Origin of the sequence: Streptomyces sp. 4N124 (assembly GCF_052245395.1) — a bacterium.
Taxonomy (GTDB): Bacteria; Actinomycetota; Actinomycetes; order Streptomycetales; family Streptomycetaceae; genus Streptomyces.
In genome coordinates this window covers 65,151-86,250 of sequence record NZ_JBQQBS010000017.1, presented here as the reverse complement: position 1 = coordinate 86,250, position 21,100 = coordinate 65,151, and the positions used below count along the sequence as shown (strand labels likewise).

The window sequence follows — 21,100 nt, the reverse complement described above, 5'->3', positions numbered from 1 at the left end:
GCTCCCTGGATTCGTCTTTCCGGGTGCGCTGACGTAGACTGACTCGTCGGCTCTTGTGTACCCGCATGTCTGCATGCGCTCGCACGAGGGTCGATCAAGGTAGTCGATTCGAAGGGCGAAGCGTGGCCAAGAAGCAAGGTGCCATCGAGATCGAGGGCACTGTCGTCGAGTCTCTTCCGAACGCCATGTTCAAGGTCGAGCTCCAGAACGGCCACCAGGTCCTGGCACATATCAGCGGCAAGATGCGTATGCACTACATCCGCATCCTCCCTGACGACCGGGTCGTGGTGGAGTTGTCTCCGTACGACCTGACGCGTGGCCGGATCGTCTACCGCTACAAGTAGATCTTGCCTGTGCCCCGGCTCGCCGGGGTGGTGGCACTGACCCGGAGAACCTCACCTAATGAAGGTCAAGCCGAGCGTCAAGAAGATCTGCGACAAGTGCAGGGTGATCCGCCGTCACGGTCGGGTCATGGTCATCTGCGAGAACCCGCGCCACAAGCAGCGCCAGGGCTGACGCACGACCGACTCTCTGCATCCGCAGAACTTCGCGCGACGCAAGCAGTACATGTTCATACGCGGAATCCAGGGCTGAGACTCATCAGGCCTGACACCCCCGGTCGGAGGCTGGGGACCCAGTTCGTACCTCGTACGGCGGCTGGGAATCGGTTCCGCGTCAGACCTCCGAACGACAACTGGAGCCATTGAATGGCACGCGTTTCCGGTGTCGACATCCCGCGCGAAAAGCGTGTGGAAGTCGCCCTGACCTACGTGTTCGGCATCGGCCGGACCCTTTCGCAGCTGACGCTGGCGGAGACGGGCATCGACCCGAACACCCGTGTTCGCGACCTCTCCGAGGAGCAGCTCGTCGCGATCCGCGAGTACGTGGACAACAACATCAAGACCGAGGGTGACCTCCGTCGTGAGATCCAGGCCGACATTCGCCGCAAGGTGGAGATCGGCTGCTACCAGGGTCTCCGTCACCGTCGTGGCCTGCCCGTCCGCGGTCAGCGCACCAGCACGAACGCTCGTACCCGCAAGGGCCCGCGTCGCGCCATCGCCGGTAAGAAGAAGCCGGGCAAGAAGTAGTCCGCAGCGGACAACGCTTCATCAGCGGTCTTCGCTGTAGGACCGACCACCTCCCCGTAGGAGTTATAGATGCCCCCCAAGGGTCGTCAGGGCGCTGCCAAGAAGGTGCGCCGCAAGGAAAAGAAGAACGTCGCTCACGGCCACGCGCACATCAAGAGCACGTTCAACAACACGATCGTCTCCATCACGGACCCGTCCGGCAACGTGATCTCCTGGGCCTCCGCCGGCCACGTCGGCTTCAAGGGCTCCCGGAAGTCCACGCCGTTCGCCGCGCAGATGGCCGCCGAGTCGGCTGCCCGCCGCGCCCAGGAGCACGGCATGCGCAAGGTCGACGTGTTCGTCAAGGGCCCGGGTTCCGGTCGTGAGACCGCCATCCGTTCGCTCCAGGCGACCGGTCTCGAGGTCGGCTCCATCCAGGACGTCACCCCGACCCCGCACAACGGCTGCCGTCCGCCGAAGCGCCGTCGCGTCTGACGTACGGCTGCTTCACGCAGGCTTGGTTTCGGGCGGTACGGCTCTTCGGGGCGGTATCGCCCGTACCCTTGCAGTACCCGTCCCTTTTGCCGGGGGCGGTTCCGTCGGACGTCAAATAGCGGGCGTCCACGAAAGAAGGATCTGATCCACACATGCTGATCGCTCAGCGTCCCTCGTTGACCGAAGAGGTCGTCGACGAATTCCGCTCCCGGTTCGTGATCGAGCCGCTGGAGCCGGGCTTCGGTTACACCCTCGGCAACTCCCTGCGTCGGACTCTCCTGTCGTCGATTCCCGGTGCGGCTGTCACCAGCATCCGTATCGACGGTGTCCTGCACGAGTTCACCACCGTGCCGGGCGTCAAGGAGGACGTCACCGACCTGATCCTCAACATCAAGCAGCTGGTCGTGAGCAGTGAGCACGACGAGCCGGTCGTGATGTACCTGCGCAAGCAGGGTCCGGGTCTGGTCACCGCCGCCGACATCGCGCCCCCGGCCGGTGTCGAGGTGCACAACCCCGACCTCGTCCTCGCCACGCTCAACGGCAAGGGCAAGCTGGAGATGGAGCTCACGGTCGAGCGTGGCCGTGGTTATGTCTCCGCCGTGCAGAACAAGCAGGTCGGTCAGGAGATCGGGCGTATTCCGGTCGACTCGATCTACTCGCCGGTTCTGAAGGTCACGTACAAGGTCGAGGCCACGCGTGTCGAGCAGCGCACCGACTTCGACAAGCTGATCGTCGACGTCGAGACCAAGCAGGCGATGCGTCCGCGTGACGCCATGGCCTCCGCCGGTAAGACGCTGGTCGAGCTGTTCGGTCTGGCGCGTGAGCTGAACATCGACGCCGAGGGCATCGACATGGGTCCGTCCCCGACGGACGCCGCCCTTGCCGCCGATCTGGCGCTGCCGATCGAGGAGCTGGAGCTCACCGTTCGGTCGTACAACTGCCTCAAGCGTGAGGGCATCCACTCCGTGGGTGAGCTGGTCGCGCGCTCCGAGGCCGACCTCCTCGACATTCGTAACTTCGGTGCGAAGTCCATCGACGAGGTCAAGGCGAAGCTGGCGGGCATGGGCCTGGCGCTCAAGGACAGCCCGCCCGGATTCGACCCGACTGCTGCGGCGGACGCGTTCGGCGCGGACGACGACGCGGATGCGGGCTTTGTGGAGACCGAGCAGTACTGATCGGTTCCACCTCCGGGGTTCGCGTCAGCGGACCCCGGATCTCCGACAGACGACCGTCTGCTCGGATACTGACCCCGGTACCTGATACGGCCGGGGCAGACACCTAGGAGAAAGATCATGCCGAAGCCCGCCAAGGGTGCCCGTCTGGGCGGCAGTGCCGCGCACGAGAAGCTGCTTCTCGCGAACCTCGCGAAGGCGCTGTTCGAGCACGGCCGTATCACCACCACCGAGGCGAAGGCCCGCCGTCTGCGGCCGTACGCCGAGCGTCTGGTCACCAAGGCGAAGAAGGGCGACCTTCACAACCGCCGTCAGGTGCTCCAGGTCATCACGGACAAGAGCGTTGTCCACACGCTCTTCACCGAGATCGGCCCGCGGTACGAGAACCGTCCGGGTGGTTACACCCGTATCACCAAGATCGGTAACCGTCGTGGCGACAACGCGCCCATGGCTGTCATCGAGCTGGTCGAGGCGCTGACGGTTGCGCAGGAGGCGACGGGTGAGGCCGAGGCTGCGACCAAGCGTGCCGCCAAGGACGCCGAGGTTGCGGTTGAGACCAAGGCCGAGGAGACCAAGGTTGACGTGACCAAGGCCGACGAGGTTCCCGCCGAGGAGGCCAAGGACGCGTAAGCGTCTGCGGGGTGGCTGTCGTCGTGCGGCTGCGGCGTCGTCGTGGCTTGTCGCGCAGTTCCCCGCGCCCCTTTGGGGCGATTGCGGGCCCGTTCCTTTCGAGGAGCGGGCCCGTTCTTGTGTTGCTGAGAGGATCTGTACGTGAGTGATGACGCAGCGCCCGGGTTCGTGCGAGTGCGACTTGACCTGTCCTACGACGGGACCGAGTTCTCCGGCTGGGCCAAGCAGGCCGGTGGGCGGCGGACCGTGCAGGGGGAGATCGAGGATGCCCTGCGGACCGTCACGCGGTCCGGCGGGACGACGTACGAGCTGACCGTGGCCGGGCGGACTGATGCCGGGGTGCATGCGCGGGGGCAGGTCGCGCATGTTGATCTGCCTCGGGAGGTCTGGGGGGAGCATCACGAGAAGTTGCTGAAGCGGCTTGCCGGGCGGTTGCCGAAGGATGTGCGGGTGTGGGCGCTGAGGGAGGCGCCGGCCGGGTTCAACGCGCGGTTCTCGGCTGTCTGGCGGCGGTATGCGTATCGCGTCACCGACAATCCGGGGGGTGTTGATCCGTTGTTGCGGAGTCATGTGCTGTGGCATGACTGGCCGCTCGACGTCGATGCCATGAACGAGGCGGCTCAAGGGCTGCTGGGGGAGCATGACTTCGCCGCCTACTGCAAGAAGCGGGAAGGGGCGACGACCATTCGCACGCTGCAGGAGCTGAGCCTGGTGCGGGGTGAGGACGGGATCGTCACGGCGACCGTGCGGGCCGATGCGTTCTGCCACAACATGGTGCGGTCGTTGATCGGGGCGCTGTTGTTCGTGGGGGACGGGCATCGGGGGCCGGACTGGCCGGGGAAGGTGCTTGCCGCCGGGGTGCGTGACTCCGCCGTGCATGTCGTACGGCCCCATGGGCTGACGTTGGAGGAAGTCGGTTACCCCGCCGACGAGTTGCTGGCCGCGCGGAACAAGGAGGCGCGGAACAAGCGGACGTTGCCGTCGGCGGGGTGCTGCGGGTAGCGGGGGTCAGCCGGCCAGGGCCTCTTTCAGGGTCGGCTGGAGATAGGGAACCAGCGATTTCGCGTAGCCGGCCGTGATGTGGCTGGAGTCGAAGTAGACGATCTGGTCGGCGATCACCGTCGGGCACACGTTGCTCGCACAGAACGCGGGCAGGGTGTCGATGATCTCGGCGCCGTGGCGCTTGGCCACCTGCTGCTCCATCTCCCGGTATTCGGGGTACTCGATGGCCTGGTCCTGTGCGGGATTGCAGGCCGAGATGTCGTCGGTGTGGGTGGCAAGACAGTCCGGTACGTTCCTGCCGGGCTGAGGGCTGTCGGTGAGGTAGACCAGCTTGGCGCCGGTGTCCTCGAAGACCTGGAAGGCCTTTTCGGCGCCCGCCTCTCGCGCCTCGCGGCGGACGCGGTTGGTGACGACGATGACATCGGGCTTGACCTTCTCGAGCTCTTCGAAGGCCGATTCCCGCCAGCTGTCGCACTCGGAGTACTCGCGGTTCAGCTCGGGGTTCTTGATGGAGTAGACCTCGGGGGAGCAGCCGCCCTTCGCCATGGTGATGATCCTCGCGTTGAGCTTCTGCCCGATCTCATGGAAGGCGTCGCCCCACTGCCAGGCGTGGGAGTCGCCGATGACGACGATCGACGTCTTCCCTTCCGGGTCTCCGATGACGCAGTTGTCGCGCATGACGAACTCGGTGACATCGGTGTTGTCGATGCAGCCGTAGTGGGTCTTGTCGTCGAGAGACTTGGGCAGAGCGCTCTGCGCGACGTTGGAGAGTTTCGTCTGGAGCACGGACTTCTGCACCGAATCCGGGCCGGAATAGCCGACCTTTCCATCCGCTGCGACGGCCGTGGTCGAGAGGTTCAGCGGGAGCGCGGTCATGGCGAAGGCCGCGGCAGCGGCGGTGCCCGCGACGGCCGTGCCGCCGGCGAAGATGCCCTTCCAGGGGCGGGCCACCAGTTGGGGATTGTTCCGGAAGCGGGCCTCGACCATGTAGTACATGGCGTAGGCCAGGATCAGCGACAGCGAGGCGACGCGGAAACGGTCCGAGTAGGAGAGCTCGTGGCCGGTGAAGTCCGGCCAGAGGATGAGGATCGGCCAGTGCCAGAGGTACCAGCCGTAGCTGACGTTGGCGACAGAGTTGAACACCGGGTTGTTCAGCAGCCATTCCGCGCCGAGGCGGGGAGCGGCGCATCCGCCGGCGATGATCATGGAAGCGCCCAGGACGGGGCCGGCCACCGCGTATCCCGGCAGCGGGGTCTCCGGGGTGATGAGGAGCGCGGTGCCGATCGCGATGGCGAGCCCGGCCCAGGAGATGAGCGCCGCCAGCCCGTGGTTCATGCGGGAGAGAAGCGGGGCCCCGAGGGCGAGCAGGATGCCGAAGGCGAGTTCCCAGATGCGGGTGTGGGTGCCGAAGTAGGCGAGGGGCTGATTCGACGCGGTCTGCTGGATGGACAGATACAGTGACCCGCCCACCACGGCCGTGAGGAACAGTCCCACCAGGACGCGGTTGCGGAAGAGGGCGCGGCTGAGCCAGGCCGTGACGAACAGGACGATCGGCGCGGCGACGTAGAACTGCTCCTCGATGCCCAGCGACCAGAAGTGCTGGTACGGAGACTGGGTCCCGTCGTTGGCGAAGTAGTCGGTGCCCGTCTCGACGAGCCGCCAGTTCATGACGCTCAGCGCGGAGGCGAGACCGTCCTCCATGTAGTCACGGAACCTGAGCGGGCTGCCGTAGACCCAGGCAAGGGCCGCCGTAGCGAGGATGACGACGGCCATGCCGGGGGCGAGTCGGCGCATACGACGCGCCCAGAACTTGCTCAGTGACACCTTGCCGGTCTTGTCGATCTCGGCGAGGAGCTGGCTGCCGATGAGGAAGCCGCTGAGGACGAAGCTGACGTCCACGCCGCCGTGGATGTCGAGTATGCCGACGTGCATGCTGACCACCATCATGATGGCCACGGCGCGCAGGCCCTGAATGTCCGGCCGGTACTTGCGAAGACGCTCTGTCTGCACGGCCGTTGAACGATGGCGGGTCACGGTTCTCCAGTAACTGTCCGGGCTGGGCCGGCGACTTCAGTGGACCGTCGGGCAGGCGACAGCCGTACCGCTGACGCGCACCCCCTGGGCGGGAATGCGGATGCCGCACGACAGCCGCAGCTGGGCGGGCAGTTCGTTCTGGGCGCCGACGTGCGCATGGCAGCCCACCACGACCTCGCGAAGGAACGATTCGCTGCCGATCGAGGAGTCGTGGTCCACCACGGACTCGTGGATCTGGGCGCCGTCGGCCACGGTGACGTTCCCGCCGATGATCGAGCGGTCGACGACCACGTGTGCGCCGATGACGGCGTGCGCGCCGATGGTCGAGCCGCCGGTGATACGGGCGGTCGGGTCGACGGTGGCTGTGGGATGGATCAGGGCCTCGGCCGGCCGCTCCACCAGGGGAGACGTCGCCCTGCCGGTGATCAGGTCGGCCGAGCCGTGGACGAAGGCCAGCGGTGTGCCGAGATCACGCCAGTAGTCGTCGGTGGTGTGGCCGTAGACGCGCCGCCCCTGGGCGACGAGCTGCGGGAAGGTCTCCTGCTCGACCGAGACCTCGCGGTCGGCAGGGATGGCGTCCAGCACGGAGCGGCGGAAGACGTAGCAGCCGGCGTTGATCTGGTCGGTGACGCACTCCTCCTGGGTCTTGGGCTTCTCGAGGAAGGACAGGACCCTTCCGGACTCGTCGGTGGGTACGAGGCCGAAGGCGCGCGGGTCCGAGACGCGGGTGAGATACAGGGTCACGTCCGCGTCCCGCGCCTCGTGCTGCTCCAGGACGTCCCGCAGGTCGAGGCCGGACAGGATGTCGCCGTTGAGGATCAGGACAGGGGCGTCCGCCGGTCCGCGCAGCAGGCGGGCCGCGTTGCGGATGGCGCCGCCCGTGCCGAGCGGGACGCTCTCGACGGCGTAGGAGATCCGCAACTCCTGGGAGAAGTCCTTGAACTCCTCCTCGAAGAGGCTGGCGAGATACGAGGTGGCGAACACCACGTGCTCGACGCCCGCGTCCATCAGCTTGGCTATCTGGTGCCGGATGAAGGACGAGCCGGCGACGTTGAGCAGCGGCTTCGGGGTGTGGTTCGTCAGGGGGCGCAGGCGGGTGCCCTTGCCGCCCACCAAAATGATGGCTTCTTGCATGATGGCCTCGCTCGGTCAGCTGGCGGTGTCGGTACCGGGGCCTGCGTAGTCAGAGGTGAAGCAGGACTTGATGGCCTTCTCGGTCAGGGGGCGTCCGGCGAAGTCGAGCCGGGAGGCGACCTTGTCGTCGGGCTTGGAGTTCGGGTCGTCGTCGAAGTAGATCGACCACCAATAGACGCCGCTCATCTGCCGTTTCTGGACGACCTGGCAGACGGCCTCGTACCAGTTGGCCTGCACCTCGGGGTTGACGGCGCGCTTGGTGTAGAAGTCGCCGGGCGCCTTGTAGGCGCCCTTCATCGCGCCGATGCCGGCCTCGGCGATGGTGATGTTGGGCAGCGGGCCGGTGGCCTTCTTGTCCAGCCAGTCGTTCCAGCCCTCGACCAGCGTCTCGACGGGCGCGGTGTCCGCGACCTTCACCGGGAAGTAGGCGTCGACGCCGAGGTGGCTGACCGGCATGTTGATGCGGCCGGAGACGTAGTTGTCCCAGTTGGCGTCGTAGGCGACCTCGCCGGAGAAGGCCTTCTCGGCGGAGGAGACCAGGGCGTCCCAGCGGGTGTCGCCCTCCATGGAGTTCAGCTCGGTGCCGATGACGAAGGTCGCCGCCTGCTCACGGTCCGCCGCCTTCAGGTACGGCGTCAGGAACTTCTTGTACGAGGCGAACCAGGCGTCGCGGTCGGCCGGGTCGATTTTGCCGCGCCAGCCGCCGTTGTCCACATCGAGGGACGTCTCGTCCATCAGCGGCCGTACGGTCGTACGCAGCCCGGCCTCGTGGAAGATCTGCAGGACGCGGGCGAGCCGCTCGGCGGTGGGCGTCTTGCCGCCCCCGCTGATCTTCGTGGAGTCGAGGTCGCCGGTGAAGAAGGGGAAGCTCACGCTGACGGAGTTGGCGTGCAGGCCGACGAGATAGTCGGAGTGCAGCTTCGCCTGCTTCTCGACGTAGTCCAGGGCGTGCTTGGGGTTGTCCTCCCAGTAGAGCTGGACGCCCCACTGTGGCATGCCCTCCTTCCACTTCTTGTCCACCTTGGCGATCTGCGCCGTGGCCGGGGTCGACGTATCCCCGGCGGTGCCGTCCGAGGGGGTCTTCGGCTTTCCGGCGTCCTCGCCCTTCAGCACGACGTCGGGCAGCAGTGAACCGGACTCCCAGCGCAGCGGGTGGTCACCGGCGACGAAGGGGACCGCGATCACGAAGGAGATGACGGATACGGGCAGCACGGCAAGCAGAGGCAAGCGGGCGCGCTTCATGAGGTGTCGGTCTCTTCCGGGTCAGGCGGGCTTGGCGATGACGACGAACTTGTTCTCCTCGCGGCGGATGAACTTCCACAGGCCCTTGATGCCGCCGATCCCTTCGATGAGGGAGAAGAGGGGGAGCATGAGGATCACCGCGAAGGGCTCCCACCACTTGCGCCTGCCGTTCGCGGAGGCGATCGCGTTGAGCCGCAGCCCTTCCCAGTACGCCCAGATCACATAGGCGAAGCTGATCGACCACAGCACGACGACCGACTGGGTCACGGGCGAGGTGTTCATGTCGCCGATGAACCAGGCGAGGAAGAGCACCGTGCCGACGTGCTGCAGCGGGCCGAGGATCCAGCTCGTCACGCAGATGGTCAGGAACCATCGGTAACGCAGCGGCACCTTGCGGTTGAAGCAGAGGGCGACCAGGCCCCAGGCCCAGCGCTCGCGCTGCTTGATGAAGTCCTTGGAGTTGGCCGGCGAGGCGCCGTAGCAGCGGCCGTTGAACCAGTCGCTGCGGCCCGGGTAGATACGGCAGAAGGTCAGGGCCAGCCGGGCGTCCTCGACGATCTCCTTGGGGCCGAAGTCCCAGCCGATCTCGGCCTCGATGGAGGCGCGGATGACGAGGAGTTCGCCGTGCACGCCGGCGGCCGGTGTGCCGAGTCCCGTGAAGGCGCGGAACCGCGCGATGTCGTCCGCCGGGCGGATGGCGTCGGCGAACCAGGTGAACATGCTGACCGCGTTCTCGCGGGGGTAGGTCAGGATGCCCTGCGCCATGTGCTTGACCTCTTCGGGGGTCGCGCGCCGCTGGCGGTTGATGAACTGGGCGAGGGACGCCGCCGTGTCCGGGCCGACGCCGGTGTCGTCGTCCATGTGCAGCACCCAGACGTTCTCCAGCGCCTCGCCCTCCTCGATACGCAGCTCGTGGGCGTAGTTGTTGGCGCGGGCCTTGAACCGGGTGCCGTTCTGGGTCTCGTAGGCCTTCGGGACCGTGACCACGCGGATGAGGGGGCTGGTTGCCGCCAGTGCGTCGATCCGCTCGGCGGCCTCGCAGCCCTCCTCGGTGAGGACGTCCACCCGCATGTACGGGAACCACTCGGGGAGGTGTTCCACATAGGACAGGACGGAACGTTCCAGCGCCGGGTAGGTGTCGTGCCGGCCGATGGTGGGCACGAGCGTGATCAGGAAATCCTGCTCCACCAGGGCGGGCGGGGTCATCAGATGCGCCTTGCGGGCCCGGCGGCGGATCAGGATGAAGCCCTGAATGGACACGAGTACACCCGGAACGGGCAGGGCCCAGGCGATGGTGATCAGCCAGGCCAGCGGTGAGTCGGAGGGTGTGTACGACCAGAGACTGAAGGCGAGCAGCCCTATCAGCGGGATGAGGAACGGCAAAATCCCGGGCCGCCAAGCAGCTGTGCGCTTGGCCAGTTTCTGATTGTGCCGTGAATGCGGCACACCCCCGTCGACCAGTGTCGATGCCATGACGACTGCGGAACTCCCCGTGAGATCGGTGGTGCGTTGAGGCAGCGACAGATCTCGGCCGCGGCGCGACAGAGCGCACCACGGCACCTTCCCTACGGGATCCCCACCCCTCAACGCCCTGCTGGCGTAAAAATCGGTCAATCGCCGCTCAGATGCCCCCCCAGGCGTCCAGAACCATTGGCCGAACAGGAGCACGATCCTCGCATACGTGCCCGGGGCATGGAATCGTTGTGAGGAAGATGTGCTTAAAAGTTAATCAAGCGAAGTCTTGCGCCGTGATCACACGGGAGGAGTGGTACGTCCGTTTCACGTCGTCTGTGGTGTTCTTCTTCCGCGGCTCGGAGACGTTGTCGTACGACAGCGCCTGCCCCCACACCGTCCACAGCACCCACGGCGTCCTGACCAGGGTCTTGGGCTGTGCGGCGTTGAGCGGGACATGGAAGGACTCGGAGACGATCCGGGGCCTGCGGTACTTCTCCAGGCCGCGGTACCACACCCCGGTCCAGGCGCCGCCGCCGAACGGTTCGGCCGGGGTGTCGCTGTAGTCGTCGACGCCGACGATGTCGACGTAGCGCCCGCCGGGGTAGTAGGGCCCGGGCTCGCGGCCGGAGCTGTTCCAGGCGTTCGGGGCCCAGACGAAGATCAGGTTGTGCAGGCCGCGGCGGTGGACGAGGTAGTCGTATGTGACATGCCACAGCTTGCGGAAGGCCGCCGGGTCCTGCCCGGACCACCAGAAGCCACGACCCGGTGCGGCGTTCATCTCGTGATACGGCCGCAGCAGCACGGGTACGCCCTGGTCGGCGAGGTAGCCCAGGTGATCCGCGAGATAGGCGAGGTCCCGCAGCAGGGCCCGGTGCTCGGAGGTGCCCCGGCTCAGCACCCGGGCGAACCAGCGAGGGTCCTGCGCTGCGGGCGAGTTGCGGTGCAGGGTCTGCGGGAAGCCCTTGACGGGGCTGCCCGGGTAGGGCTGGTGGAAGGAGAAACCGACCAGGCCCGCCGAGGCGCCGCCGTTGTGCGGCAGGGACACCTCGGCTCCGGTCGCGCACTCCCGGTGCGTGCCCGAAGGGCGGTACGAGCCGTCGGCCGCCCTGGGCAGCCCCGCCCACACCCCCGCGGCGAGGTCCACGGCGTCCTCGACATACCCCCAGTGGCGGCGGCAGCCCGGCCAGTCGCCGGAGTAGGAGCGGGACCGGCCCACCGCCCAGCCGGGCTGGCCGTAGCCGGGGCCGAGGTCCAGCTCCACGAAGCCGGGCAGGCGGCCGGTGATGTCGCGGGCCTTGCGGTAGTAGTAGCCCGGCTGCTTGGTACCCCGGTAGTCGCCGTACTGGGCGTTGTACCGCTCGTTGTGCAGCTCCACGTGCTGGCCGATCACCGTGCGGCTCGGCCAGCCGCGGCGGGCGGTGTTCTCCAGGTTCGCGAGCATCGCGTACACCCGGCGTGCCTCGGGGGTGGCCTTCGGGTCACGGTCCCGCAGATCGGTCGGCACCGGCCGGGGTCCGGTCTCGCCGTCCTCCTGGTCGGGCCAGGCCCACACTGCCAGCGGGGCCAGCACCGCGGCACCTGCCGCGGCCCCGAGCAGCCCGATCCGGCCTCGCATCCGCACGGCCCCGCCCCCTCCCCGACATGACGTGGGGTGATTGTCCCCTGGTGCGGGAAGGGCCGGCGGGCGGGGTGGGGGGTGCTGGGTCATTGGCGGTGCGGGTTCGTTGTGGCTTGTCGCGCAGTTCCCCGCGCCCCTTCAGGGCGTTGGTGGCGCCGTTCTTGCCAGGAGCGGGCCCGCTTTTGTGTCGGGAGCCGGTTACTGCTGCGCCTCAGTCCTGCGACCAGGCCCTCAAGAGGTCGCCGAGGGCGTCCGCGGTTTCGTCGGCGTCGGGGCCGTCGTCCCGGGCGTCGGGGGCCAGTTCCACGTGCAGGAACGTGGCGTGCCGGCGCTCCGCGGACCTGCCCTGGACGTTCGACGTGCCCTCCAGCGGGCAGCGTGCCGACCAGCCGCGGCAGACGCGCAGACCGTCCGCCTCCAGTCGGTCGGCCAGCGCCGAGGCCTCGCCGGACGTGCTCTGCGCCGCGCCGCCGGAGACGATGGCCTCGTAGGGGCGCTCGGACGTCTCGGCGAAGCCGTGGAGTTGGAGGCCGGGCACCCCGCGCTTCTGGAGCTCGACGACGATGGCGTGGAAGGCGCTGTCCTCGCGGTGGGCGACATCCGCGGCGTCCGCGCGGCCGGCGCGGCGGTGGGCGCCGGCCACGACGAGGGCGCCCGAGGGGGTGCCCTCCAGCAGCCGGACGCCGAGTGCCTCGGTGCCGCGGTCGGAGACCGGGTGCGGCACCTGTACGTTCCAGCGCACCGCGGAGTCCGCGGTCAGGTAGAGGCGGCCCCAGCGCGCGGCCTCGCCGTTCGGTCGCAGGGCGGCGATCTCGTCGTAACGGCGGCCGGATTCGGTGTCGGTGAGGCGGGTGACGCCGAGGCCGAGGGGGGTGAGCAGGTGCTCCGCCTCTGCCGCGTCGCCGTCCATGAGGCGGCCGACACCGTGCGCGAGTTGCTCACGCTCGTCGTCGCCGGGCGGTGTGTACGGGTCGTCGGGCTCGAAGCCGGCCGTGTACGTGAGGATCCGGCTGCGGAGGTCCACGAGTTCCCGGGCCTGCGGAACCGAACGCTCCGTACCTTCGGGTGATGTTGTGTTACAACCGGCCACGGCCAGAATCAAAACCGTTTGGGCAAAAATGCGAGCAAAACGTGACTGCCTTGTGACGAGAGAGACCAGTTGTGTTGCCCAGTTGTGTTGCGAGGCACGTGTGAGTATGTCGCGGTGACATTTCGTAAGTCTCTCCGTATAGGTCGCTCGCTGGCGATTCTGGGGGCTCTGGGCGGCCTCGTCGCCGCCTGTACCGCCGAGCCGTCCGGGGCGCAGGTGAAGCCGGGCGGGCGCTCGTTCACCGTCGCCGCCGCGGGTGATGTGCTCATCCACCCCGAGCTGGTCGAACAAGCGGCCAAGGACGCCGAGAAGACCGATGAGGGGCAGGCCGGGCTGGACTTCGGACCGCTCATGGCCGGGGTGAAGCCGGTCATCAGCAAGGCCGATCTGGCCATCTGTCACATGGAGACTCCGGTCGGCACGCCCAAGGGCCCCTTCGAGGGGTACCCGGAGTTCCTCGTTCCCCCGCAGATCCTCACGACTCTCAAGGACGTGGGTTACGACACCTGCTCCACGGCCTCCAACCACACCTACGACCACGGCCTGAAGGCCGTGAAGCGCAGCCTGGACACGATGGACAAGGTGGGTCTCGGCCACACCGGGTCCGCGCGTACGCCCGAGGAAGCAGAGCAGATCAATATCCGGGACGTCAACGGCGTCAAGGTCGCCCATCTCTCGTTCTCCTGGGAGTCCTTCCTCAACCCCACGCCCGAGAAGGAGCGTTGGGCCCTCAACCGGATCGGTATCGCCCCCATCAAGGAGGCCGAGGCCCGGGCCCGCAAGCAGGGCGCCGAGGTGGTGATCCTCTCGGTCCACTGGGGCCTGGAGCACTACAACGAACCGAGCGTCCCGCAACTGGAGCTGGCGGAGCGGATCACCAAGGAGACCGGGATCGACCTGGTGATCGGTCACCACTCCCACGTGGTGCAGCCCATCCAGAAGCTCAACGGCACCTGGGTCGCCTACAGCCTCGGCAACCAGGTGGCCCGCCACTCCTCGCCGACCGGCCTCACCGAGGAGGGCGCGATCGGCTGGTTCGAGTTCACGGAGACGACCGACGGCTGGGACGTCGACGCCCGCTACCGGACCACGCTGGTCGACGTCCCGCCGGAGGTGGAGGCCGGGGAGAAGGCGCCCGAAGGAGCGGTCGAGGACCACCGCGTGGTGGACGTGCAGCAGCTGCTCGACAGTCCCGGAGACCTGTCCGAGGACCGGCTCGCCCGCTACCGGCTGGCCGCCGACCGCACCCGCGGCTTCCTCTACAACCGGGGCGCCCCAGGTGGCGACGGTCTGGAGCAGCTCCCGCTGGGGACGTGATGAGCAACACAGGCAGCGGTTGCCCGCCGAAACCCAACCCCGGCGTGTTTTAACCGTCTTTTAAAGTGACGGCGTCTCATGTCCGCGTCAGCGGTGGCTCCTGCGAGCGCCTGAGTAGTGAAGAGGCGAAGGAAACCACCGGTGATTTCGACCCAAAGCGCGCCACGCCCAGGACGGGGCGGCCGGCGGCGTTTGCGCAGACGCGCGGACATGCCGCTCCTGGGCGGTATACGACCGCCGATCGCGCTGCTGTGCCTGCTGATCCTCGCCCTGGCCGGGCTGACCGCCAAGGTGCTGGGCCCCGCCGGTGAGCCGGTCGTGCCGAAGGCGGTGCTGAGTTCCCAGCAGCACTTCGCGCAGGACGGCGCCATCGCCCTACGCGCGTCGATCGACGAGCGGGTCACCGACCTGAACCGCACGGCGACCGCGCTGAACGCGGGGGAGCCGGCGGACCCGGAGCGGGTGCTGTCGGACCTGAGCAGGACGTACCAGAAGTGGACCGGTACCACCGTGCTGGACCTGGAGAGCGGCAAGGTGCTCGCCGCGAGGGGTGAAACGATTCCGCTCGCCTGGCTGGACAAGGACGTCCTGACCGGCGAGAACGCCCTCACCCCCCGCATGGTCCGGCTGAAGACCGGTGACGTGCGGCTGATGACCATGGCCCTCCTCGACTGGAAGGACCGTCCGCAGCAGCTGCTGATCGCCTCCAACAGCCTCTCCGTGCCCGCCATCAACCTGGGCCCGTTCCGCTCGATGGCGGTCGTGGCCCGGGGCGGCGAGGTCCTCGCCACGGCCGGCTTCGAGCGGGCCGAGGCGCTCAACTCGGACGCGGAGCGCAGCGAACTCTCCTTCCTGCAGAAGCAGATGACCCGGCTGTCCGATCAGGCGGCCAAGGAGAGCGAGCAGGACCCCGTCAGCGCGAGGGAGCCCGGCTCCCGCGGCTACCCGGGCGTCAGCGGAACCCTGCTGGGCAACTCATACAACGGCCGTATCGCGACCGCCGGATACGCCTCCCTCGCCTCCGCCGACCCCGAGCAGCGCCAGAGCGTCGGCGCGGGCCTCGGTCTGACCGTCGTGGCCATGCTGCCCGTGGTGCAGGAGCAGGCCGTCGGGCAGGAGCGCGAGCTGTACGGGCTGGTGGCGGCCGGCGTCCTGGTGGTCTTCGGGCTGGTGGCGGCGGCCCTGCTGTGGATGGCCGTGCAGCGGCCCCTCCTCGGGCTCTTCCTGGAGTCCCGCCGGCTGGCCCGCGGCGATCTGACCCGTCCCGTGGCCGTGCCCCGCTGGGGCGAGACCGCCCGCGTCGGCGGCGCCCTGGAGCGGCTGCGCGTGCAGCTGTCCGATGGGAAGGCGGAGCCGGCCCCCGGCGTCGGCCGTAGGGGCCGGCTCGGACTGCGGGTTCCACTGGCGCTGACCGCCGCCCTGCTGTTGCTGTGGTGCGTGCCGGTCGGTCTGCTGCTCAACCGCACGGACGCGTCGGTGAGTGTGCCGAGCACCATGGTCAACGACCAGCGCGACCGCACCGACCTGGTCGCCGACCGCGTCCGCCGGGCCCTCAACGAGGCCCAGGCCGACCTCGTCTCCATCTCCCGGCTGATCGACGCGGACGACCCCGACGCCACCACGGGTGTGCTCGACGACGCCCTGCGCAAGCACACGCGCTACGGCTCCGTGTACGTCGTCGACGAGGACGGCGAGGTCGTCGCCCGCGCCGGCGCGGAGCCCGCCTCCGCCTGGAGTGAGGAAGAGGAGGACGAGGGGGACGACTCGCTGGTCCGCGTGTCGGGCGAGGGCGGCAAGAAGCCGGTGATCCAGGCCGGGGCCGCCGTACCGGACCACAAGGGCATGACCCTGGTCGGCGAGGTACGCGTGGAGTTCCTGAACTCGCTGCTGAACCGGCCCGGTCTCGGCGAGGTCCGCGTGGTCGACACCAAGGCCAGGACCCTCGCCGCCAGCGACGGCTTCCTGGCCTTCGAGAGCCTGCCGCGCGAATCGCTCACCGACCTCGTGCGGGCGGGCGGCGTCAGAGTGGGCGCGGGCCCGGTGGAGAACGGCCTGCTGATCCGCGAGGGGCGCTCGGTCACCGTCGCCGCCGCGGCGCCCTTCTCCGGCGGCGGCGTGGCCGCCGACATCGGCTGGACCGTGGTCAGTTGGCAGAACGCCAAGCACTTCGAGATCGCCCCGTACGAACGCGAGGACCGCAGCGTGCTCGCCGGGATGCTCGGGCTCGCGCTGATCGTGGTCTGCCTGGGCTGGATCCACCTGGTCGTGGTCCGGCCGCTGCGCGCGCTGGCGAGCAGCGCCGAGAAGCTGGCCGACGGCGACCTCAAGACCGTGCTCTACCCCCGCTACCACGACGAGGTGGGGGCCGTCGTCCGCAGCCTCGAACTGGTCCGCCAGCAGTTGCAGGCCCGCAGGCAGAACCAGGCGCGTCGGAGTGCCGAGCCCCGGCTCGGCGCCGGAGGAAGGTGACCGGCTGTGCTGTACCTCTACTTCGTGCTGCTGATCGGCGGGGTGTTCCTGCTGATCGCGGGCATCATCGAGCAGCGCAGGCACTACGCCGCGCTGCACACCATCCCCTCCCGGGTGCTGGTCAACGGCATCCGCGGCAAGTCCTCCATCACCCGGCTGTGCGCGGGCGCCCTGCGCGGCGGTGACCTGGTCACCGTGGCCAAGACGACGGGCACCGCGGCGCGCTTCATCCACCCGGACGCCACGGAGGAGCCGGTCTACCGCAAGTTCGGCATCGCCAACGTGGTGGAGCAGATCGGCATCGTCCGCCGGGCCGCCACCTACCGTCCCGACGCCCTCGTCATCGAGTGCATGGCGGTCATGCCGGCGCTGCAGGAGGTCAACCAGAGCAAGCTGATCCGCTCGACGATCGGCGTGCTGTGCAACGTCCGTGAGGACCATCTCGCCGAGATGGGGCCCACCCTGGACGACGTGGCGCGCTCGCTGTGCCGCTCGATGCCGGAGGACGGCATCTGCGTCACCGCGGAGAAGGAGCGCTTCCACATCCTCCAGGAGGAGGCGGACGCCCGTAACTGCAAGCTGATCTACGCCGACCCGGACACGGTCACCGACGAGGAGCTGCGCGGCTTCAGCTGGTTCACCTTCAAGGAGAACGTGGCCATCGCGCTGGTCGTGGCGGAGCTGCTCGGCGTCGAGCGCAAGGTCGCGTTGCAGGGCATGTACGACGCCCCGCCGGACCCGGGTGTCCTCTCGGTGGAGAAGTACGTCGCCCCCGACGGCAAGCGGCTCGCCTTCGCCAACGTCTTCGCGGCGAACGACCCCGAGTCCACGCTGATGAACATCAACCAGCTGCTCGACCTCGGCGCGATCCGCCGCCCCCTGAACGTCGTGATCAACTGCCGCCCGGACCGGGTGGAGCGCAACGGACAGATGGGCGAGATCGTCCCCGACCTGCGGCCGGACAACGTCTTCGCCATCGGGCATCCCTCCAAGAGCGCCATCGACGCCATCCCCGCCGACTGGCGCGACCGCGCGGTCGACCTCGGCGGCGAGCGCCGCGCGGCGGACGAGTTCATGCCGACCCTGCTCGGCCGGATGTCCGACGGCTCCTCCCTGGTCGCCATCGGCAACATCCACGGACAGGGCGAGGAGCTCCTCGAATTCCTGGCCGAGCTCCCGGCGGACGAGAGCGACGCCGACGAGCCGGGGCAGTCGGCCGCCGCCGCACCGCACCAGCCGCAGCGCCTGGACCCGTACGCCTCGTACCCCACGGCCTACGAGGAGCGGTACCAGGCCTCGCAGACCCAGGAGATCCCGGTGATCAGCATCCCGGCGCCGGCGGGGCGGTACGTCGAGACGCCGGGGGCGTATGCGGCAGCCGCGGCCGGCGGGGGACACGGGACAGGGCAGCAGTCGTACGGCGAGAACCGGCACTACCAAGGGGCCCCGCAGTACGCCCAGCCGCAGCAGTACGCCGAGCCCCAGCAGCACGGCCACGACCTGCCGCAGGCTCCGGCGCAGCTGCCGCCCGACGCCGGGCAGGCGGCGGTGTCGGCGTGGTTCCGCACCGCGCGGCCGTCGACGGACGACGACGGAGGTGGACACCCGCCGCGCGCCTGACACCCGTCCCCGCGCGCGGCGCCCCTCGTGTGCCCGCTCCGCCCCTGAACCCGCACCCCTCGTCCGGAGATCCCGTTGACCACCGCTGCCCTGACTCCCGAGATGGCTGCCCTGGGCATCGCCATAGGCCTGTTCTTCTCGCTGCTCTGCTATCTCACGACCAACTTGTCGCCCGGGGGCATGATCACACCTGGCTGGCTCGCGCTCACCCTCATCGAGGATCTGCAGCGCGCCGCCATGGTGGTGGGCGTCACCGCCCTGACCTACGGCGGCACCAAGATCATGCAGCGGCTGGTGATCCTGTACGGCAAGCGGCTGTTCGCCGCCGTGGTGCTGCTGGGTGTGCTGTTGCAGGCCACGGTGATGATCGTGCTCTCGATCGAGTTCCCGCTGCTGTACGGCAACCAGACCCTCGGCTTCATCGTGCCGGGCCTGATCGCCTACCAGATGGTGCGCCAGCCCAAGGGAGCCACCCTGCTGGCCACGGGCACCGTCTCCCTCATGGCCTACATCGTCGTCGCCGCCGGCCTGCTGCTCGGCGTCATGCCGACCGTCTGAGAACCGAGGAGCTATTGATGGCAGGGAAGAAGAAGTCGCGGCCCGTCGTCACGGGCCTGGTGCTGCTGGCGCTCGTCGGCGCCTCCGGCTACCTCACGGTCGAACTGCGGAGTCAGGAGGAGGCGGGCGTCACCGAGGTGCGCAACGTCGGGGTCCTGGAGGGCGGCCGCAGCACCGGGGCCGCCGCGACGGACACCGGCAAGGAGACCTGGTCGCGGCTGGAGAATCCGGCGCGGTCCGTGCTGCGCGGGGGCGACGGCCAGATCAAGGCCGTGTTCACGGACGGCGCGCGCACCGCGACCCTGACCGGCCCGGCCCGCACCTTCCAGGAGCCGACCTCGACCGCGTCGAAGGTCAGCACGACGGAGTGGGTACGGCTGATGCCGGAGCCCTGGTCCAGGGGGGCGGAGCAGAAGAAGTGGTTCAAGGACTGGTACGCCGAGTACAAGGACAGCAAGGAGGACGACCTCTTCGCCTTCGCCTTCCAGTACGTGGCCGGCACGCCGGAGAAGAAGGACGAGGAGGGCACCGTCTACGCCGGTGACGCGAACTTCGGTCCGCTGAACACGGCCGGGGCCGAGGGCGGCGACCTGCGCCTGGAGGAGTCCGACTTCTACGACTACCTCGGGGTGCAGTACCCCTTCCGGGACGGCGCCGTCGGGCAGCCCGAGAGCATACGGGCCAGGTCCCTCGACTGCTCGGGCTTCATCCGCATGGTGCTGGGCTACCGGGCCCGGTACCCCCTGATGTCCTCGGACACCTCCGGCGACGGACTGCCCCGCACCGCCAACGGCATGGCCCGCTCCAAGGAGGGCGTCGACATCCTGCCGCTCGCCGGGATCTCGGCGCAGGACCGGCCCTCCGCCATCGACCAGCTCCAGCCGGGCGACCTCGTCTTCTTCAAGCTCGACACCCGCACCGGCCAGCGACTCGACCATGTAGGCATGGTCCTCGGACATGACACCGAGGGGCACCTGATCTTCGTCTCCAGCCGTGAGGAGGTCAACGGGCCGACGATCGGTGACGTGGGCGGTGTCTCCCGGCTGGACGGCAACGGGTACTACGCCAAGACGTTGCGCAGCGCCAAGCGCCTGTGAGCCCACTGCTCCCGAAGCGCGGGTGAGCCCGAGGGTGGCGGCCGACTGATCGTCGGCCGCCGTCATGCGCCGGCTGGCGCTACTCGTTCGCCGCCGCCGACGCCTGGGCCTCGCCGCGCCGGCGGATCTGCCGGAACGTGAACTCCTGGAGGTCGTCGCCGGTGCTGAAGACCTCCGTGCTCTTGTCCGTCACGTCCTTGCCGTTGATGAAGCCGGCGACGGTGAAGTAGGCGTAACGGCCGTAGGAGTTGGTGGTCGTGCGGCAGGTGGGGCCATTGCAGAAGGGCTTGACGCCGCCGCCGGACAGGGACGCGACGACGCTCTTGTCGTCGGCCTGTCCCTTGGTCTTCGTCGCCTGTGCCTCGGTGTTGAAGACGGCCACGCCGACCGTCACCGCGATGCCGCTCCTGGTGTAGGTGACGCGCAGGAAGCGGGTGCAGTCGTTGGCCTTGAGGACCTTGCCGAGGGTGCCCTGCGGGTTGGCGGCCGAGGCGCAGTTCTTCGTGTCGGCCGTCGGGCCCTTCTTGTACAGGGTCTCGCCCATGGTCAGCTGCGTGCCCGGGAAGAGGATCTCCGGGCTGAGCGGAGCCTTGTCCTTCTTCACGCTGGCCACGAAGTCCTTCGGGTCCAGCGGCGGCGGCGCGCTGGTCGGCGCGAAGGACGGGTCGGCGGCGCCGGACGCGCTCGGGATGTCCGCGGTCGACGGCAGCTGGGAGGACCCGTTGCCGGACGCCTCGCTGTCACCGTTCGCCGACACCACGGCCACGGCGACGGCGGCACCTATCGCGACGGTGGCAAGCGCGCCGCCGCCGACGAGCAGCAGTCGGCGGCGCTTGTTGCGGGTCTCCGACGCCTCGGCGAGAGCGGCCCAGTCCGGAGTCTCGCCGTCGCCGCTGCTCCACGGCTGCTGCTGCGAATTCGGTTTCCAGGGGTCCCACTGGGACTGAGGACCCCCCTGCCCAAAGCTCATGGGCCGCATCTTAGACGGGGCGGCAACCCGTGTGTCGGCCCGTCTCACAGGTCACTGCGGCATCAGCGGGCCCGAGGTCGTTTTGACCCGTCCGGGGCGCCGCAGGTACTCTTGCAGTTCGTTATGTGTA

At 68.6% G+C, this 21,100-nt stretch carries 19 protein-coding genes; 12 read left to right on the top strand and 7 right to left on the bottom strand.

What is annotated here, in order from left to right:
• The first annotated feature begins 122 nt into the window (after positions 1-122).
• From infA to truA, 7 genes are all read left to right on the top strand, one after another.
• On the top strand, positions 123-344 hold the full coding sequence (infA, locus tag ACTWQO_RS19290; protein WP_003948620.1) for a translation initiation factor IF-1: 222 nt from the start codon (positions 123-125) through the stop codon (positions 342-344).
• A 58-nt stretch (positions 345-402) separates the two neighbouring features.
• Positions 403-516, top strand: a complete 114-nt coding sequence (rpmJ, locus tag ACTWQO_RS19285) for a 50S ribosomal protein L36 (RefSeq protein ID WP_003998809.1) — start codon at positions 403-405, stop codon at positions 514-516.
• A gap of 191 nt (positions 517-707) precedes the next feature.
• Complete coding sequence (gene rpsM, locus ACTWQO_RS19280) at positions 708-1,088, top strand: 30S ribosomal protein S13 (RefSeq protein WP_037680379.1); 381 nt, start codon at positions 708-710, stop codon at positions 1,086-1,088.
• Between the two features lie 69 nt (positions 1,089-1,157).
• A complete protein-coding gene (gene rpsK / locus ACTWQO_RS19275; protein ID WP_003956432.1) occupies positions 1,158-1,562 on the top strand; it encodes a 30S ribosomal protein S11 in 405 nt (134 codons plus the stop codon).
• 152 nt (positions 1,563-1,714) lie between these two features.
• Positions 1,715-2,737 (top strand): DNA-directed RNA polymerase subunit alpha, encoded by a 1,023-nt coding sequence (locus ACTWQO_RS19270; protein WP_003966937.1) that lies wholly within the window; start codon positions 1,715-1,717, stop codon positions 2,735-2,737.
• A gap of 117 nt (positions 2,738-2,854) precedes the next feature.
• A complete protein-coding gene (gene rplQ, locus ACTWQO_RS19265) occupies positions 2,855-3,364 on the top strand; it encodes a 50S ribosomal protein L17 (RefSeq protein WP_443238580.1) in 510 nt (169 codons plus the stop codon).
• A 141-nt stretch (positions 3,365-3,505) separates the two neighbouring features.
• Positions 3,506-4,366, top strand: a complete 861-nt coding sequence (gene truA / locus ACTWQO_RS19260) for a tRNA pseudouridine(38-40) synthase TruA (RefSeq protein ID WP_443238579.1) — start codon at positions 3,506-3,508, stop codon at positions 4,364-4,366.
• A 6-nt stretch (positions 4,367-4,372) separates the two neighbouring features.
• Here the strand turns inward: truA and ACTWQO_RS19255 are convergent, their stop codons facing one another.
• The 6 genes from ACTWQO_RS19255 to ACTWQO_RS19230 all read right to left on the bottom strand — a co-directional run bounded on the left by ACTWQO_RS19255 (position 4,373) and on the right by ACTWQO_RS19230 (position 12,873).
• On the bottom strand, positions 4,373-6,376 hold the full coding sequence (locus ACTWQO_RS19255; protein ID WP_443238578.1) for an acyltransferase family protein: 2,004 nt from the start codon (positions 6,374-6,376) through the stop codon (positions 4,373-4,375).
• A gap of 60 nt (positions 6,377-6,436) precedes the next feature.
• Entirely contained in the window at positions 6,437-7,534 is a 1,098-nt protein-coding gene (locus ACTWQO_RS19250) for a sugar phosphate nucleotidyltransferase (protein ID WP_443238577.1), read from the bottom strand.
• A 15-nt stretch (positions 7,535-7,549) separates the two neighbouring features.
• Positions 7,550-8,776: a glycoside hydrolase family 113 gene (locus ACTWQO_RS19245; protein WP_443238576.1), complete on the bottom strand. Its 1,227-nt coding sequence runs from the start codon at positions 8,774-8,776 to the stop codon at positions 7,550-7,552.
• 21 nt (positions 8,777-8,797) lie between these two features.
• On the bottom strand, positions 8,798-10,249 hold the full coding sequence (locus tag ACTWQO_RS19240) for a glycosyltransferase family 2 protein (RefSeq protein ID WP_443238575.1): 1,452 nt from the start codon (positions 10,247-10,249) through the stop codon (positions 8,798-8,800).
• 256 nt (positions 10,250-10,505) lie between these two features.
• Positions 10,506-11,846: a glycoside hydrolase family 26 protein gene (locus ACTWQO_RS19235; RefSeq protein WP_443238630.1), complete on the bottom strand. Its 1,341-nt coding sequence runs from the start codon at positions 11,844-11,846 to the stop codon at positions 10,506-10,508.
• 214 nt (positions 11,847-12,060) lie between these two features.
• Positions 12,061-12,873 carry a hypothetical protein gene (locus ACTWQO_RS19230; protein ID WP_443238574.1) on the bottom strand — a complete coding sequence of 271 codons (813 nt, stop codon included), beginning with the start codon at positions 12,871-12,873 and terminating at the stop codon, positions 12,061-12,063.
• A 180-nt stretch (positions 12,874-13,053) separates the two neighbouring features.
• Between ACTWQO_RS19230 and ACTWQO_RS19225 the strand changes: the two genes are divergently transcribed.
• The 5 genes from ACTWQO_RS19225 to ACTWQO_RS19205 all read left to right on the top strand — a co-directional run bounded on the left by ACTWQO_RS19225 (position 13,054) and on the right by ACTWQO_RS19205 (position 20,000).
• The gene (locus ACTWQO_RS19225) at positions 13,054-14,256 is read left to right on the top strand and encodes a CapA family protein (protein WP_443238573.1); all 1,203 of its coding nucleotides are present in this window, start codon (positions 13,054-13,056) and stop codon (positions 14,254-14,256) included.
• Between the two features lie 210 nt (positions 14,257-14,466).
• On the top strand, positions 14,467-16,725 hold the full coding sequence (locus ACTWQO_RS19220; protein WP_443238572.1) for a HAMP domain-containing protein: 2,259 nt from the start codon (positions 14,467-14,469) through the stop codon (positions 16,723-16,725).
• Between the two features lie 6 nt (positions 16,726-16,731).
• The gene (gene pgsB / locus ACTWQO_RS19215; RefSeq protein ID WP_443238571.1) at positions 16,732-18,345 is read left to right on the top strand and encodes a poly-gamma-glutamate synthase PgsB; all 1,614 of its coding nucleotides are present in this window, start codon (positions 16,732-16,734) and stop codon (positions 18,343-18,345) included.
• A gap of 75 nt (positions 18,346-18,420) precedes the next feature.
• On the top strand, positions 18,421-18,903 hold the full coding sequence (locus ACTWQO_RS19210) for a poly-gamma-glutamate biosynthesis protein PgsC/CapC (RefSeq protein WP_019753111.1): 483 nt from the start codon (positions 18,421-18,423) through the stop codon (positions 18,901-18,903).
• Between the two features lie 17 nt (positions 18,904-18,920).
• Positions 18,921-20,000, top strand: coding sequence for a C40 family peptidase (locus tag ACTWQO_RS19205; protein ID WP_443238570.1), 1,080 nt, complete (start codon positions 18,921-18,923; stop codon positions 19,998-20,000).
• Positions 20,001-20,079: 79 nt separating this feature from the next.
• Here ACTWQO_RS19205 and ACTWQO_RS19200 read toward each other — a convergent pair whose 3' ends face one another.
• Positions 20,080-20,970, bottom strand: coding sequence for a hypothetical protein (locus tag ACTWQO_RS19200; protein ID WP_443238569.1), 891 nt, complete (start codon positions 20,968-20,970; stop codon positions 20,080-20,082).
• Between the last annotated feature and the right edge of the window lie 130 nt (positions 20,971-21,100).